Annotated in this window: 16 protein-coding genes; all 16 read right to left on the reverse strand. The window is 35.5% G+C overall.

The genetic code is table 11. The features are described from left to right. Nucleotides 1–9 precede the first annotated feature (9 nt). The 16 genes from KKI44_RS19505 to kdpB all read right to left on the reverse strand — a co-directional run bounded on the left by KKI44_RS19505 (nt 10) and on the right by kdpB (nt 13949). Nucleotides 10–1254 (reverse strand): hypothetical protein, encoded by a 1245-nt coding sequence (locus tag KKI44_RS19505; protein ID WP_214588824.1) that lies wholly within the window; start codon nt 1252–1254, stop codon nt 10–12. A gap of 218 nt (nt 1255–1472) precedes the next feature. Next, complete coding sequence (locus KKI44_RS19510) at nt 1473–2117, reverse strand: DUF1705 domain-containing protein (RefSeq protein ID WP_214588825.1); 645 nt, start codon at nt 2115–2117, stop codon at nt 1473–1475. Between the two features lie 9 nt (nt 2118–2126). Then, nucleotides 2127–2780: a hypothetical protein gene (locus tag KKI44_RS19515; protein WP_214588826.1), complete on the reverse strand. Its 654-nt coding sequence runs from the start codon at nt 2778–2780 to the stop codon at nt 2127–2129. A 5-nt stretch (nt 2781–2785) separates the two neighbouring features. After that, nucleotides 2786–3520, reverse strand: coding sequence for a protein phosphatase 2C domain-containing protein (locus KKI44_RS19520; RefSeq protein ID WP_214588827.1), 735 nt, complete (start codon nt 3518–3520; stop codon nt 2786–2788). 36 nt (nt 3521–3556) lie between these two features. Continuing rightward, on the reverse strand, nt 3557–3952 hold the full coding sequence (locus KKI44_RS19525; RefSeq protein WP_214588828.1) for an immunity 22 family protein: 396 nt from the start codon (nt 3950–3952) through the stop codon (nt 3557–3559). A 58-nt stretch (nt 3953–4010) separates the two neighbouring features. Next, on the reverse strand, nt 4011–4745 hold the full coding sequence (locus KKI44_RS19530; RefSeq protein WP_214588829.1) for a hypothetical protein: 735 nt from the start codon (nt 4743–4745) through the stop codon (nt 4011–4013). Continuing rightward, nucleotides 4738–5139: a hypothetical protein gene (locus KKI44_RS19535; protein WP_214588830.1), complete on the reverse strand. Its 402-nt coding sequence runs from the start codon at nt 5137–5139 to the stop codon at nt 4738–4740. Before KKI44_RS19535 ends, KKI44_RS19530 begins: the two co-directional genes overlap by 8 nt. A gap of 8 nt (nt 5140–5147) precedes the next feature. Continuing rightward, nucleotides 5148–5816: a hypothetical protein gene (locus KKI44_RS19540; protein ID WP_214588831.1), complete on the reverse strand. Its 669-nt coding sequence runs from the start codon at nt 5814–5816 to the stop codon at nt 5148–5150. 1 nt (nt 5817) lies between these two features. After that, entirely contained in the window at nt 5818–6291 is a 474-nt protein-coding gene (locus tag KKI44_RS19545; RefSeq protein ID WP_116096351.1) for a hypothetical protein, read from the reverse strand. 17 nt (nt 6292–6308) lie between these two features. After that, on the reverse strand, nt 6309–6947 hold the full coding sequence (locus tag KKI44_RS19550; protein ID WP_116096349.1) for a zeta toxin family protein: 639 nt from the start codon (nt 6945–6947) through the stop codon (nt 6309–6311). Then, complete coding sequence (locus tag KKI44_RS19555) at nt 6947–7192, reverse strand: hypothetical protein (protein ID WP_116096347.1); 246 nt, start codon at nt 7190–7192, stop codon at nt 6947–6949. The genes KKI44_RS19550 and KKI44_RS19555 overlap by 1 nt, the downstream gene beginning before the upstream one ends. Nucleotides 7193–7211: 19 nt before the next feature. Beyond that, on the reverse strand, nt 7212–8927 hold the full coding sequence (locus tag KKI44_RS19560) for an ATP-binding protein (RefSeq protein WP_214588832.1): 1716 nt from the start codon (nt 8925–8927) through the stop codon (nt 7212–7214). A 6-nt stretch (nt 8928–8933) separates the two neighbouring features. After that, entirely contained in the window at nt 8934–10046 is a 1113-nt protein-coding gene (locus tag KKI44_RS19565) for a sensor protein KdpD (protein WP_214588833.1), read from the reverse strand. A gap of 115 nt (nt 10047–10161) precedes the next feature. After that, nucleotides 10162–11247 (reverse strand): porin, encoded by a 1086-nt coding sequence (locus tag KKI44_RS19570; protein ID WP_214588834.1) that lies wholly within the window; start codon nt 11245–11247, stop codon nt 10162–10164. A gap of 12 nt (nt 11248–11259) precedes the next feature. After that, complete coding sequence (gene kdpC, locus KKI44_RS19575) at nt 11260–11808, reverse strand: K(+)-transporting ATPase subunit C (protein ID WP_214588835.1); 549 nt, start codon at nt 11806–11808, stop codon at nt 11260–11262. A gap of 101 nt (nt 11809–11909) precedes the next feature. Then, entirely contained in the window at nt 11910–13949 is a 2040-nt protein-coding gene (kdpB, locus tag KKI44_RS19580; protein ID WP_087706817.1) for a potassium-transporting ATPase subunit KdpB, read from the reverse strand. Between the last annotated feature and the right edge of the window lie 143 nt (nt 13950–14092).

A 14092-nucleotide genomic window follows, 5' to 3' on the forward strand; every position in this document is an offset into this window, starting at 1 on the left:
TTATTGAATTTACATCAAACCTTTCCCCTTCATCTCCTGATAAACCAGTCCAAGACAGCTTTGTCCTTCCGTATTTTCGTCCCAGTACATATCATGAACTTTGATGCTGTAGAGCATGATAAAATCAATAATGCTGAATTTTCCGACAGGATAAACTTCGTAGTTGATATTAAACGGCTTATTGGAAGCTCCTTTAAAAGAGATTTCAGAGTCTCCGGCAATTCCGTCTTTTCTGAAGTTGGAACCTAAAGCATCGGCTGCAGAATACACATTCAACCACTGAAGCTGATCTCCGGGTTGGGTTTGGCGGTTGTCGTAAAATTCAGGATAATAAGAATTTACAAATTCATAAGGTGTTCCGATGGTAACGATGACTTCACAGTATTCTAAAGCATTTTTAGAGGCTTTTATACCGTAGGGAAAAACATAGTCCAATGCGAGAACACTTCCGAAACTATAGGCATGAAAATGAATTTTACAGTCCTTTTCGTTTTCCGTAATATAATCTACAAGGTGTTCTAAATTTCCCTGAATCAGTTGTTTTTTTGATCCGTGCTGCAAATAATCGTTGGCGCAGACAAAATTGGTGGCGAGATCTGTGATAATGGTATTGGCATTCGGAACAAGCAATACCAACAGTGCTGTAAATAAAATAATCAGTTTAGAAAACCAGTTAAAATCTATACCAATATAGCGTTTATTAGGAAGATCGATAAAAATTCCTTTCATCGAAATATATTTCAAATCTCCGATGGGAATCAGTTTTCTGAGTTCAGTCATTTTTCCGCTTTCCTTTGAGAAAAACTGACCTGTAGCTTCGAGAACGGCGGGAAACATCAGAACCAAAGAAAGCGATAAAATTAAAAATATGGAAAATACATACATTAACTGTCCCGGCTTCGAATAGTTTTGGGGAATAAAAATCCGTTTGATGATTAATGGAAATTTCCTGATAACCAATGCGAAAAGCCAGAGACTTTTGTAAATAAGCGTCCTTCCTTTGAAATCCTCGGTGAGAATTTCGTTGTACTTAAAATCGTAAAATTTGTAAACGGGATTTTCGGGAGATTCTTTTTCAACAATACTTACAACAGTGCTTTCCCTGCTTTTGCTGTAATGGATTTTTTCGATTTTGGTTTCGTACTGGTAACCATTTGTATTGAAATTGATTTCATTTTTTAACCGTTCTGCATAATTTTCAACCGAGTTACTTTTTGAAATTCCCAATCCGGATATATAGATTCCTATTTTCATGGCTGAGCGTTTTTTAAAGAAGTAAAAATTAGACGAAAGGATGAATTAAAAATCCATCCTGTATGACGATAAAAAAGAAGTAATTTATCCTGAATTTTCGGATAACTGATGTTGAGATAATTTCATGTTTATAGTTTTTAAGGTTATTAAAATCAATTTAAATAACTGATTGTTAGTTTGTTTTAAAGTTAGCGATTTTTTTCTTAGAAACTAAATTATTAATGAAAATTATTTTGAGGATGCAATTCTGTTTTTTTTAATTTCTCAATTTCATCAAGCATCTTTTTGTTCCAGCCTTTACCATTTCGTTTTTCGAGATAAGGCGTTACAATTTCCTCGTATTTATTACGACCTTCATTTTCAATATAATCTACGGTACAGCCTGTATTTTTCAGATAAATCCCATAATGGCTTCTGATACTGTCAATTTTACGATAAGTTTCCTCATCATACATAAAAATAGGCAATCCATAGCTTTTAAAGACAATACTGTCATTTTTAATATCTTCTTTTGCCTGTTGAATGTATTCATTCTCAATTTTCATAATTGCTTTTCGGGTATTAAAGAAAGTGTTTAAATTAAAATAACTTATCCATAAAAGCATTATTCCGCACAAAATGGTAAAAGCCAGAAGAAATCTGTTTTTAGGACTTAAATTCTTAATTCTGACATGGCTTATTAACCACGAAATAAGAACAAAAAATGCCAGAATAAAAAGAAGATAATGAGGCTGACTTTCCGAAATAACCGTCCAGAAATCAAACTTTATCGGATAAAGAATAAGATAATTTCCTAAAGTATGAACAACGATAAGCAGGAATAAAACAGCTATAGCAATGCGAAGTAACTTTTTAGAAATCATCTTATTAAGTTATGATAAAGCAAACGTAAGAAAAGCGGTAAACATAATTCCGCTGATCAGCAAGATAAAAATAGCTGATTTTTTTATATCGTCCAATGTTCTGCCTTCTTTTAAAATCAGTTTTCGGAAATCTCCTGAAATTAAGGTGAGTAAAGCTGTAGTAAAAAGTAATCCCAATGCTGTACAGACTCCCGTACCAAAAGGTTTTCCCTCTTTATTCCCCCAAAAAAACGGAATAAAATCATACAAAAAAAGCGGATACCAAATTATTGTAAAAATGATTTTCACAAAAGGCTTTAATGGAAATCCGCCCTGTTTCTGCTGTTGGACGATCGTTAAATCTTTTTCGGAGTGAAGATTAGTCTTCTCTAAAAATCCGGTCTTTTTAATTTCGCTGATTACAAATTCAGGATCTGTCATTGTCCAGAACACAACGTGCTGATTATAGTTTTCAACTCTGTGCAGAATTTTGATGCCTTTTCCGATGATAGGAACCAAAGAATAGGGTTTTATCGAAATAATATCCTGGGGCTGAAAGATAAGATTTCCGACTAGTGAAGCATTTATTTTCAGGGTATTTTCGTCTACGTATAAATTTGCGAAAGGGTAGGTTGCATTGGCTCTGCCGATTCTGGCGCCGCCTGTAAGGGTGAATGTTTTCATTTGTGTTATTTTATAATTCTTATGATGGCTAGATCATCACTCGGTTTCATTCCGTAATGATGTTCAAGCTTTTTTAATTTCAGAGAAAGCATTTCTTCAGATTCAACATTGTTTTTATCATAGAGAAGATAGTCTGCCGGATTGATTTTTTCGCCGTGATCTGTCTTTTTGATAGGGATGAAAGATGAAATTCCGTCTGTAGCAATAGAAATATCTTCAAGCTTACTGAATCGTATTTTCTGTGTCTGATTGAAGTAAAATTCTTCAAAATTTTTCTTTAAATGATACGCCAGATAATCCGGTTTGTTGTCTCTTTCAAATTCTGTTGTTTTTCCATTGATACACACTAAACCGTCTCCGATACATATGATAATTCCTTCGTCTTTTTTGGTGTCGTAAAGAAGAATAATCAATGTTGTAAGAAGTTCTTTTTCATCAAGCAGTAAATGATTTTTCACGGTTGAAATTTCTTTGAAGAGCTCTTTTAAAACAGCTTTTAAATCTTCTTCAGGATCAGAATTTTTCTCTGTTTCGTATAATTCTTTATAACCTTTTTCAATGCATATTTTACGCAGGATCTTCCCAAATAGTGCGGAAGCAAACTGACTTTCCATAGCAGTTGAACATCCATCCATTATAGCACAAAGAATCTTATCGCTTCCTATTTTCTTTGTGATGAGAAAATCTTCGCAATGATTAATGTGGTAATCGCCAATCTGAAGAACAGAATAAATGTTCATTAATAATTTGAAAAAGGTTATAAGTTTTTAAATATTTTACGCAGAATATTCAATTCCTCCGATGTAAACCAGAGAGAAAAAATCTGTTTCCACGGAAGTGGGTTTCGGAATCTGTTTATTCAGGAAAATAATGGAATTAATATCAAAATCAAGATTCAGTTCGTTGAGCCTGTTGATTAAAATCGGAAGCCACTGTTCTGCAAAAGAATAATCTGCAAATTTTTCGTAAATGGTTCTGTTTCCGTCTTCATAGCCGTATTCTACAAAATCGTGATCCAGCCAGATGGTGTCCTGAGATTCTGCAAATTTTGAAATATATTTTTCATCAGATTCTTCTTCCAGATAAAAATTTTCATCTTCTTCCACAAATTCATAAAAATCTTCCTCGCTTTTGAAATTTCCTACCCAAAAGTCTAATGTGTCTGTAGTCATTTGCTTTTCTAATTTTAAACGTAATAAAGGTCAAAGGTAGAATAATATTTGCGAATTTTTAAAACAGATATTTAAGTATTTCGTTGGCAATGGCAGAATCTTTTTTGGAAATTTGGGTGCAACGTGTCTGAAATTCATCACGCGAAATTTCTTTTTCAGAGTATAAATAGTTTTCGAACCATACTTTTCCTTTCAATTTCACAAACTTTTTATCAAGAGCCGGAACAATCATGTAACGATGTTCTGAATGACAGTTCAAGCAGTTATTTTCATAGAAAACAATTCCGGGAGGAGAATTTTTAGTCTTAAAATTTTCTCTTTCGATAATTAATGGTTTCTTTCGGGCAGAATTGTTCACCTTTAATGTTTTAAAAATATTCAAAACCTGCTGAATATCTCCATTTTTATTTCTCATATATAAACCCTGTGCAGAATCTGTCTTTGGAATATAAACCGAAGCAAAACCTCCATAATTATTTCGTGAAGTTTCAAAAACAGCTTCTGTACCGTCAATTGGAATTTGCATGAAAATATGATCTTTCAAAGGTTCTTCGTATATCTTCGGATTATAAGATCCGTATTCTATCCAGATGGTATCTTCGTCTTTTGAAAGGTAAGCAAAATAAGAATCGATACCTTGTAATTGGGTAAGTTTCCAGTCAGAGGAATATTCAAAACTTATTTTACCAACATTGAATTTCTCAGTAAAAACAGGTTCTTTTTTAGTACAGAACGTAAGCGTTAAAAGTATGGGAATAAATAAAAGGCGAGTAGTCATTTGTTCTTTAAACATAATCCAAAGTTAAAATCATCATTATCAACGTCATTAAAAAGTAATATAACATCGTCGAACTGAGAAATAAAATACCAAATATAACATTGAAAGTAAAATAGCCACGAATAATCGGAATGTTTTCCAAGAGGCTGTTGATCCCGAAAAGCATTAAAAAATATCCGGGAACAGCAAAGTTAATCAGCACCAAAAACAAGGAGTTTTCCAGGCCTTTATATTCAAAAAAGTCGGGAGTAATGATAATGACGTAAAAACTTGCCAGAATGGTAATCATGAAAAGTATCGTTAAATATATTTTCAGCTTCAGCTGCTTATTTTCCCTCCTGAAAAAGAGGAAATAATGGAAATTTGAAATTCCCAGTAAAGCGGTGAAAAAGATTAAAGTTTCCGGCATAATATATTTTAATCATCAATTCCGTAAATGAATATTTTATCAATTTCAGGCATGTTCAAATTTTCTTTTTTATTAATTCTGATGAGCTGCTCAGCAAAATGTTCAAGTTCTTTTTTTACATTTTCAATTGCTGTTCTTAATGATTCTTTATCTACTTCAATTTGATCTTCCGAAACCGGATAAGCATAACTTTCTTGGGGCATCGAATGTAAAAAATCGAAAATGATCTTATGTTCCTGTATTTTAACTTTCGGAGAGGGATGTCCTGTATAAAAACAATGATTCCCTTCGTCGGAAACAAGATCTTCCCATTCAGTAATGTGTTTAAGCCTTCCGCAACATTGTGGAAAATGGGTGTCAACATCATTAATCTTTAAAATGTAACCGCCATCCATGGAACACACCAAGTCATCAATTCCGCGATTTTCTTCAGTCTGCTGTATTTCAATTTCTCTGTAAATGATTTTCAACAGATCTGCATCAGAAATTTCACTTATTCTGTAAAAAGAAGAACTTTTAAAATAAGCTTTGAAACTTTCGGAAAAACCAGTCTTTAGATTTGCGGAAATATTATAATTTTCCCACTCATCCGGAAATTCTAAAGACGAACCGGAAGGCATTTCCAGATCCTCATCGTAATTTGAAACTTCTATAACAGGTATAAGTTCTATTTTCATGTTAATAAAATCTGCGGCTTTTGCCTTCTAATGTTTTTTCTAAAATGGAAAGCTGTTCTGGATTAAGATTTTTCAAAGTTATTTTTTTCGATCCGAGTATGTGGTCGGGATAATAGACCAATACGGCATTCTTCTCATCAATTTTATATTCTCTTAAAAGAATAGGATGTCGTGTATTTTTTCTGTTTTTATTTGAAAATAAAAGATTGATAACCTGTAAAGGGATGAAGCTGAAACTTAAAGCGAACAGAAAGATAGAATTTTCATTGATGAAAAGAGTAAAAGTACATAATTCCAATCTGTTCTTATTTCCGCTGTCCGTAAATATTGTACCGTTTATATTTTTTATTTCAATAGAATCTGAATTTTTACAGGTTGTAAGAACTTTCTTTTTTTCAATAAAATAGTAAATGGTTTTTCCGATAGCAAATAAGCAAAATCCGATTACAAAAACCAGAAAAAAAATATTATTCATTTTAAAAGAAATTACAATCACTCAAAACTTTTATTTTCGGTTAATAGCGAAATATTGGGAAGATATTCTGTAAACCAATCAGGTAATTGTGATGAACTGATACATGATGAAATATTTCCGTTTTCAATTTTAGCTAAAGGGATGTGTTCAATTCCGGAGGTATCGTAAATCTCAACAGAATCGAAAATTTTAAAGTAAATATCAAGTTTCTCTAAATTACCATAAAAATTGGTAGCCAATGTGAAAGGATCAACATGATGTCCTCCTTCTTTTGTTCTGTAAAGTACCCTCAGCTCAGATAAATCGGTGTTGGTAAGTCCAAAAAAAATTAAATGGATTTTATAGCCTGCATTTTTAAACTTTTGTGGGATCGACCATGTTTCGTGATTGGTAAAATGCCCCTCATAAGCAAAATCTAAGCTGTTGCCTAAAGATGTTTCTACGAGCTTATCAAAAGTATCTTCAACAATTTTCGCAGCTAATTTTGTACATTCTTTTGATGATCGGATTCCTTTTTTCCAAAATTCACTTTTCTTCACCATTAATAATTTGTCACCGTCAAAAATAGAATCACTTAGAGCGGCAGGAACATAATGAGGACCGAGTGATGATTTTCCTGCTCCGTTAGAGCCTGTTATAATATATAATTCAGGCATTAAAAATCTGAAAAATTTAATCTTTTTCGTAAATGATGAGCTTCGGATTTAGTTAATTCCCGAATAACAGAAAAATCTTTTTTATTCTCCTGAATAACAACAAGCTTTATACTTCCATCGGGATATTCCAAATAGCATTCATTTGGATTAACCTCTTTTGTATTAATCATAAAAGGCTGTCCGTTATGCAATTTTTGATTGCGAAGCTGTCGCACAATATTAGGAAATATCTTTGTTGATTTCATAATCAAATATACAAAAAAATTAAACCATCGGCAACACAAAATAAAAAGTACTTCCCTGATTTAAAGAACTTTTAACTCCGATTTCTCCGTTTTGTTTCTCAATGAAATTTTTAGAAATTGCAAGTCCTAAACCGGTTCCGTTCTGATGTTCTCCCGGAACCTGAAAATAGCGGTCGAAAATCTGTCGCTGGTATTTCTCTTCAATCCCTTTTCCGGTATCGGTAATGCTGAATTTAATTCCCGAATGTTCTTTTTCAACCAAAATCAGGATATTTTCGTCCTGAAAAGAATGTTTAATCGCATTGCTCAGGAAATTATTCATGACCCATACTGTTTTATCAAAATCAGCCAAAACAAAGTCCTTTTCATCCGTCAGAAACTGCGTCTGTATCGAAATGTTTTTCTGTTCTGCCAGTTTTTCCACATTTTTTACAGCAGTCTGTACCATTTCTTTTGGAGCGCAGCTTTCGATATTCAGGCGGATATTTCCGGTTTCCACCTGGGATAAATTCAGCAGTTCTCCCGTAATATCAAGCAGTCTTTGTCCGTCTTCATTAATGCTTTTTAATAACTCTTTCTGCTGATCATTCAGTTCCCCGAATTTTTGATTTTCCAAAAGCTGAACGCCCATTTTTATGGCAGAAATAGGAGTTTTTAATTCATGGGAAATAGTTGCAATAAAGTTGGTTTTTGCAAAATCCAGTTCTTTGAAAGGAGTTATGTTTCTCAGCAGAATAACCTTTCCGATATATTTTTTTTCCTTTTCTCCCGTTTTTGTAATATTGATCGGGATTACATCCTGCTCAAAATAATTTTCTTTATTATCGGTTACAATTTTAATAGGATCTTTCTGCGGATGATTGATGTTTTTCAGAAGTTCCCTTATGAGATCATTGTTTACAGCCACTTCATGAACCGTTTTCCCGATAATTTCATCTTTATTGAGATTCGTGATTTTAAGAGCCTCATCATTAATCATATAAATAAAATGATTTTCGTCCAGACCGATTACAGCATCGTGCATATTATTCACCAGTGTTTCAATCCGTTTTTTATCCATAAGCTGTTCAGACAAAGTACTGCTTTCATATTCCTGAAGTTTTTCTGCCATGATGTTGAAAGAATTGGCAAGATCGTTAAATTCTTCACTTCCCCTGAAATGAACCCTTTCGTTATAATTTTTATTCGCGATCTGACGGATGCTGAACGTAAGCTGACTGATGGGTTCTGCAATCGTCTGAGGAAGATTGAAAACAAGCGTGATCGCAATTAAAAAACAGATGGTTCCGAGACAGGCGATCCAGAACGTTGCATTTTCTGCCGTAATGATGGCAATATCGCTTTTTCGCTCAATTCCTTTCATATTGAGAGACATAATTTTCACCAGATCTTCACGGATGAGTTTTTCCTTTTCCGGCGAAGGATCATTGATGTAGCTGTTGAAATGAAGATTAAGATTCTGGGTAGCTTCCTTCTCTCCGAATTCCGTTAAATTTCTTTCCTGAAGAAGATTATTTTTCTTAAAATCTTTAATGGCAACGGCGCTGTCGGTTTTCATTTTATCCAGAGCAAGAAGCATATTCTGAGAAAATTCCAGACTGTTGTAATTGGCGATAAGAATTTTTTCCGTATCAGATTTCAGTTTATTGATGTAAAAAGACCCGATAACCGATAGCAAAACAATCAGCACAAATAAAAGACCTACTCCGAGGGTGAGTTTCGTTTTTAGTTTCATTGCATTCTAAGATAAAATAATAATGTCGATCTGTCTTTCATTCAGTCGGTTCATTAAAGTGTAGATCCAGCTATAGCCGAAAATTCTCTGCAGAAGATGAGCGTGTGGTTTTCCGATGCATACGGTGGTGATGTTATGCGCAATCACGTAGTCCAGAATTCCTTTATGAATACTGCTTTCCTTCTGCCGGATCACCTTGGCTCCCAATTCCTGAGCTAAATTAAAATTATTAATCAGAAATCGCTGCTTGTTCAGTGCAATTTTTTCAGGATTCTCTGAAGGTTTCTGGATGTAAAGAACGGTCCACGGACTGTTGTAATAACTTGCCAGTCTTGCCGTTTTCCGGATGATATTTTTGGCTATTTTCTCGTTGCTGCTGATGCACGCCAGAAATTTTATGGGTTTAAAATTTTCAGTTTTGATCTCCGTTTCTACCTTTCTTTCAACATGGGTTGCCACTTCTTTTAAAGCCAGTTCCCGAAGCTGCAAAATATGTCCGCTCTGAAAAAAATTGCTTAAAGCCGTTTGGATTTTCTCTTTTTTGTAAATTTTTCCTTCTTTCAGGCGCGTAAGAAGTTCGTCGGCGGTTAAATCGATGTTCACAACCTCATCTGCCAAAGCCAGAATTTTATCGGGAACCCGTTCCGAGACTTCTATTCCGGTGATCTTTTTTACTTCTTCATTCAGGCTTTCAATATGCTGAATATTCATCGCACTGATGACGTTGATTCCATTATCCAGAATTTCCAGAACATCCTGCCATCTTTTTTTATTTTTGGAACCTTCAATGTTTGTGTGAGCCAGTTCGTCCACCAAAATAACTTCGGGATGCGTATTGATGATGGTCTGAAGATCCATTTCTTCCAGATTTTTACCTTTATAAAAAGAAGACCGTCTCGGTATTTCGGGAATTCCTTCTGTTAAAGCGACGGTTTCTTCCCTTCCGTGCGTTTCAATGTAGCCAATTTTTACGTCAATTCCGTTTCGCAAAAGAGTATGCGCTTCCTGAAGCATACGGAAGGTTTTTCCTACTCCTGCGCTCATTCCGATGTAGATTTTAAATTTCCCTTTTCGGGATTTCTGGATGAGTTCTAAAAAATCTTTTGCTGAAGAAGACATGATTTTTATTGTTTTAATTTTATTTTAAAGGATTACCATAGTTATAAAAGTCATTACAAACCTCACAGGTTTTTAAAACCTGTGAGGTTTCCGGCTTTAGACTTAATAATTTATCTTAAAACCAGGCAGCTAAACTGGTGGTGATGAAAAAATTTCCCTTTCTGAAATTGTCATTTTTTACGAAAATGGCATCTTTAGAAGTAAATCCTCTCGCTTCCGTACGGAAAACTACATTTTTAAGAATCTGATAATCTACATTTAAAGAATATCCGAAAGTCTGAAATCCATTAGGCGTTTCTGTAGCGATAATCACTCCGTTTTTGTCACTGAAATATTCCACACGTCCCGCAAAACTCCACTGATTGTCAAACTGATATTTCATCAATACGTTTGGAGAATACCAAAGATTGTAACTTTCACTTCCTTTTTCATTCTGTTCAGCTCCGACATCAAAACCTAAAGTCGTGGAAAAATGATCCGTCAACTGAAAATTTCCGTACAGATCATGGAAATAACGCATTCTTTTATCATCCTGCGGTTTATCATTCCCTATAAACGAACTGCTGTTCAGTGTAATCTTATCATTGGGTTTAAAAATAATCTGATGCCCGAAAGAAAGACTTTTATTTCCTTCAGCTTTTGCAATTCTCTGCCATCCGTTTAAAACAAGACCGCTCAGAAACCATTTTCCGTTATCCGAAGTGTAAGAAACTTTGGCTCCGGTTTCGAAATAGGGAGAATTTTCTGCGGCGAGACTTCTGGTAAGATTAACGTTATCTTTCCCGATTGCGCTTTCCCAGCCAATGTGCGACGGCATAATTCCTGCATCAATCCACAGATTTTTTGTTTTGGAAATTTTAATCCCGATATTCGCTTCATTTACATATTTCAGAGCGTCCTGTTCCACAGCCAGATTATCCTGTGCATAAGTTCCCGCCATCAGAGCGAGATTGGCGCGCATCCTGTCGTTTTCATAGTTGGCTTTAATGAATCCTAAATTGAGGTTAACTTCATTGTGCCTGTTGTAGCTGTACAAAAAGCTCTGGCGGTTTCCTCCGGAAGGTTCATTGAAATCATAGGTGTAAAATAGTTCAGCGTAAGCAGAGATTTTCAGCTTGGCATCGGTTTTTGCAGAGTCTGTGTTTTGTGCCTTCGGTAAAAAAAATCCTGCAAGTAAGAATGCCGCAATATATTTTTTCATAAAATTTGTATTTTATTTAAGCTGATCCAGAGCAATGTTTAATTTCAATACATTTACTTTTGACGGACCGAAAATAGATGTTTCTGTTTGATTTTTGATAAGTTGTTCCAGTTTTTCTGAACTGATATTTCTGTTTTTTGCCACTCTTTTAACCTGATAAAGCGCGCCTTCCTGAGAAATGTCCGGATCAAGTCCGCTTCCGCTTGCTGTTATGAGTTCTACAGGTACTTTTACGTTTTGCATTTCAGGATTCATCATTTTTAAAGTGTCAATTCGTTTTTTTACAGTCTGAAGATATTCTTCGTTGCTTGGTGCTTTATTGCTTCCCGCACTTCCTGCCGCATTATAATCTACTGCAGAAGGACGACCGTGAAAATATTTCGGAGACGTAAAATTCTGTCCGATATTGGCGTAAAATTTCTGTCCTTTAAAATTAATAATTTCTGCATTTCCCTGAGTCGGTAAAACTTTAGAACCTGCGTAGACAATTCCTAAATATATTCCGACAATTACAAGCATCACCAATGTAAGTCTGGATGCTGATAAAATATGATTTTTCATTTGAATTAAATTTTTGAGTTGAGTGGATAGAAGATGGAAGAAGGATGACGGAAGTTAAAATATTACGTTTCATTTCTAACTTCCAGCTTCAAACTTCCAGTCTAATAAAAAAGACTTATAACTAAATCGATGAGCTTTATTCCGAAAAATGGGGCAATAATTCCACCCAGTCCATAGATCAAGAGATTTCTTCTCAATAATGCGCTTGCTCCGATCGGTTTGTAAGCAACACCTTTCAAAGCTAAAGGAATCAGGATCGGGATGATGATGGCGTTAAAAATAATCGCAGATAAAATCGCAGATTCAGGGCTGTGAAGATTCATAATATTCAGCTTCTGAAGCGCCGGAATAAACGTGATGAACAATGCCGGAATAATCGCAAAATACTTGGCAACATCATTCGCAATACTGAAAGTTGTTAACGTTCCGCGTGTCATTAGTAACTGTTTCCCGATTTCCACAATTTCAATAAGTTTCGTAGGGTCATTATCTAAATCCACCATATTTCCTGCTTCTTTGGCTGCCTGTGTTCCGCTGTTCATCGCTACGCCCACATCTGCCTGTGCAAGTGCGGGAGCATCGTTGGTTCCGTCTCCCATCATGGCAACCAGTTTTCCTTCCTGCTGTTCTTTTTTAATGTAGTTCATCTTATCTTCCGGTTTTGCTTCGGCAATAAAATCGTCCACTCCGGCTTTCTCAGCGATAAATTTTGCCGTTAAAGGGTTATCACCGGTTACCATTACCGTTTTCACGCCCATTTTTCTTAATCTCTGAAAACGCTCCTGAATTCCGGTCTTGATGATATCCTGAAGCTCGATAACGCCCCATACTTTTTCATTAACAGAAACTACCAAAGGAGTTCCTCCGTTTTCGGAAATTCTGGTCACGGCTTCCTGTGTTTCAGAAGGGAAAATATTTCCGGCTTTTTCTGTCAGTTTTTTAATCGTGTCATATGCTCCCTTTCGGATTCTCGTGTTTTCAAAATCGATTCCTGAAGTTCGGGTTTCAGCCGTAAAATCGATATAAACCGGATTGGGAACAAGTAAATCTTCGGATTTTAAATGGCTTAATTCGATGATCGATTTTCCTTCAGGTGTTTCATCCGCAACGGAACTCAGTGCTGAAGCTTTGATGAATTCATCAAGCTGAATTCCATTTGAAGGATGAAATTGGGTTGCTTTACGGTTTCCGATGGTAATGGTTCCTGTTTTATCCAGAAGCAGTACATCAATATCTCCCGCAGTTTCAACGGCTTTACCGCTTTTGGTGATCACGTTGGCTCTCAAAGCTCTGTCCATTCCCGCGATTCCGATTGCAGAAAGCAGACCGCCAATCGTTGTGGGAATCAAACAAACGAAAAGTGAGATAAATGCCGCAATGGTAATCGGTGTCTGCGCGTAGTCTGCAAAAGGTTTCAGGGTAACGGTTACGATAATAAAGGTAAGCGTAAAACCTGCTAAAAGTATGGTTAATGCGATTTCGTTGGGTGTTTTTTGTCGGGAAGCACCTTCCACAAGAGCAATCATTTTATCTAAAAAAGATTCTCCGGGTTTGGTGGTTACTTTTACTTTTATTCTGTCGGAAAGTACTTTTGTACCGCCTGTTACGGAACTTTTGTCTCCTCCTGCTTCACGGATAACGGGTGCGCTTTCTCCGGTGATGGCAGATTCGTCGATGGTTGCAAGTCCTTCGATAATTTCTCCGTCCATCGGGATCTGATCTCCGGCTTCGCAAAGGAAAATATCGCCCAGTTTCATTTCGGCAGATTTTTTCATCACGGTTTCTACCTGAAATCCCTGTTTGTTGCTTACGACAACTTTTGCGGGAGTTTCCTCACGGGTTTTTCGTAAAGTATCCGCTTGCGCTTTCCCTCTCGCTTCGGCAATGGCTTCGGCAAAATTGGCGAATAAAACCGTGAAAAATAAGATAACGAATACTAAAAAATTATAGCTGAAACTGCCTTGAGACTTGTCTCCGGTAAGGCTGAACAGGCTTACAATAAGCATGACAACCGTTCCGATCTCTACGAGAAACATGACAGGATTTTTAAACATGATTTTCGGATTCAGTTTTACGAAAGACTGTTTGATGGCTTCGTTTACCAAATCTTTTTGAAACAATGTCTGAGATTGATTTTTCATTTTGTTTTGAAAGTGTTATATCATTGGAAACCAAAATCAACCATTAAAGCAAATTAATATTAAAGAATGAAAATGGATAATATTAGTTGGGTATGGATGAAAATTGAGACTAGTTTTCTTTATATAATCTGCTTAATGGTTTG

Origin of the sequence: Chryseobacterium sp. ZHDP1 (genome assembly GCF_018603435.1) — a bacterium.
Classification (GTDB): domain Bacteria; phylum Bacteroidota; class Bacteroidia; order Flavobacteriales; family Weeksellaceae; genus Chryseobacterium; species Chryseobacterium indicum.

Bases quoted from the DNA above. Each gene is read 5' to 3' on its own strand.
- KKI44_RS19505 (WP_214588824.1), bottom strand. From the start codon at position 1,254: ATGAAAATAGGAATCTATATATCCGGATTGGGAATTTCAAAAAGTAAC.
- KKI44_RS19510 (WP_214588825.1), bottom strand. From the start codon at position 2,117: ATGATTTCTAAAAAGTTACTTCGCATTGCTATAGCTGTTTTATTCCTG.
- KKI44_RS19515 (WP_214588826.1), bottom strand. From the start codon at position 2,780: ATGAAAACATTCACCCTTACAGGCGGCGCCAGAATCGGCAGAGCCAAT.
- KKI44_RS19520 (WP_214588827.1), bottom strand. From the start codon at position 3,520: ATGAACATTTATTCTGTTCTTCAGATTGGCGATTACCACATTAATCAT.
- KKI44_RS19525 (WP_214588828.1), bottom strand. From the start codon at position 3,952: ATGACTACAGACACATTAGACTTTTGGGTAGGAAATTTCAAAAGCGAG.
- KKI44_RS19530 (WP_214588829.1), bottom strand. From the start codon at position 4,745: ATGTTTAAAGAACAAATGACTACTCGCCTTTTATTTATTCCCATACTT.
- KKI44_RS19535 (WP_214588830.1), bottom strand. From the start codon at position 5,139: ATGCCGGAAACTTTAATCTTTTTCACCGCTTTACTGGGAATTTCAAAT.
- KKI44_RS19540 (WP_214588831.1), bottom strand. From the start codon at position 5,816: ATGAAAATAGAACTTATACCTGTTATAGAAGTTTCAAATTACGATGAG.
- KKI44_RS19545 (WP_116096351.1), bottom strand. From the start codon at position 6,291: ATGAATAATATTTTTTTTCTGGTTTTTGTAATCGGATTTTGCTTATTT.
- KKI44_RS19550 (WP_116096349.1), bottom strand. From the start codon at position 6,947: ATGCCTGAATTATATATTATAACAGGCTCTAACGGAGCAGGAAAATCA.
- KKI44_RS19555 (WP_116096347.1), bottom strand. From the start codon at position 7,192: ATGAAATCAACAAAGATATTTCCTAATATTGTGCGACAGCTTCGCAAT.
- KKI44_RS19560 (WP_214588832.1), bottom strand. From the start codon at position 8,927: ATGAAACTAAAAACGAAACTCACCCTCGGAGTAGGTCTTTTATTTGTG.
- KKI44_RS19565 (WP_214588833.1), bottom strand. From the start codon at position 10,046: ATGTCTTCTTCAGCAAAAGATTTTTTAGAACTCATCCAGAAATCCCGA.
- KKI44_RS19570 (WP_214588834.1), bottom strand. From the start codon at position 11,247: ATGAAAAAATATATTGCGGCATTCTTACTTGCAGGATTTTTTTTACCG.
- kdpC (WP_214588835.1), bottom strand. From the start codon at position 11,808: ATGAAAAATCATATTTTATCAGCATCCAGACTTACATTGGTGATGCTT.
- kdpB (WP_087706817.1), bottom strand. From the start codon at position 13,949: ATGAAAAATCAATCTCAGACATTGTTTCAAAAAGATTTGGTAAACGAA.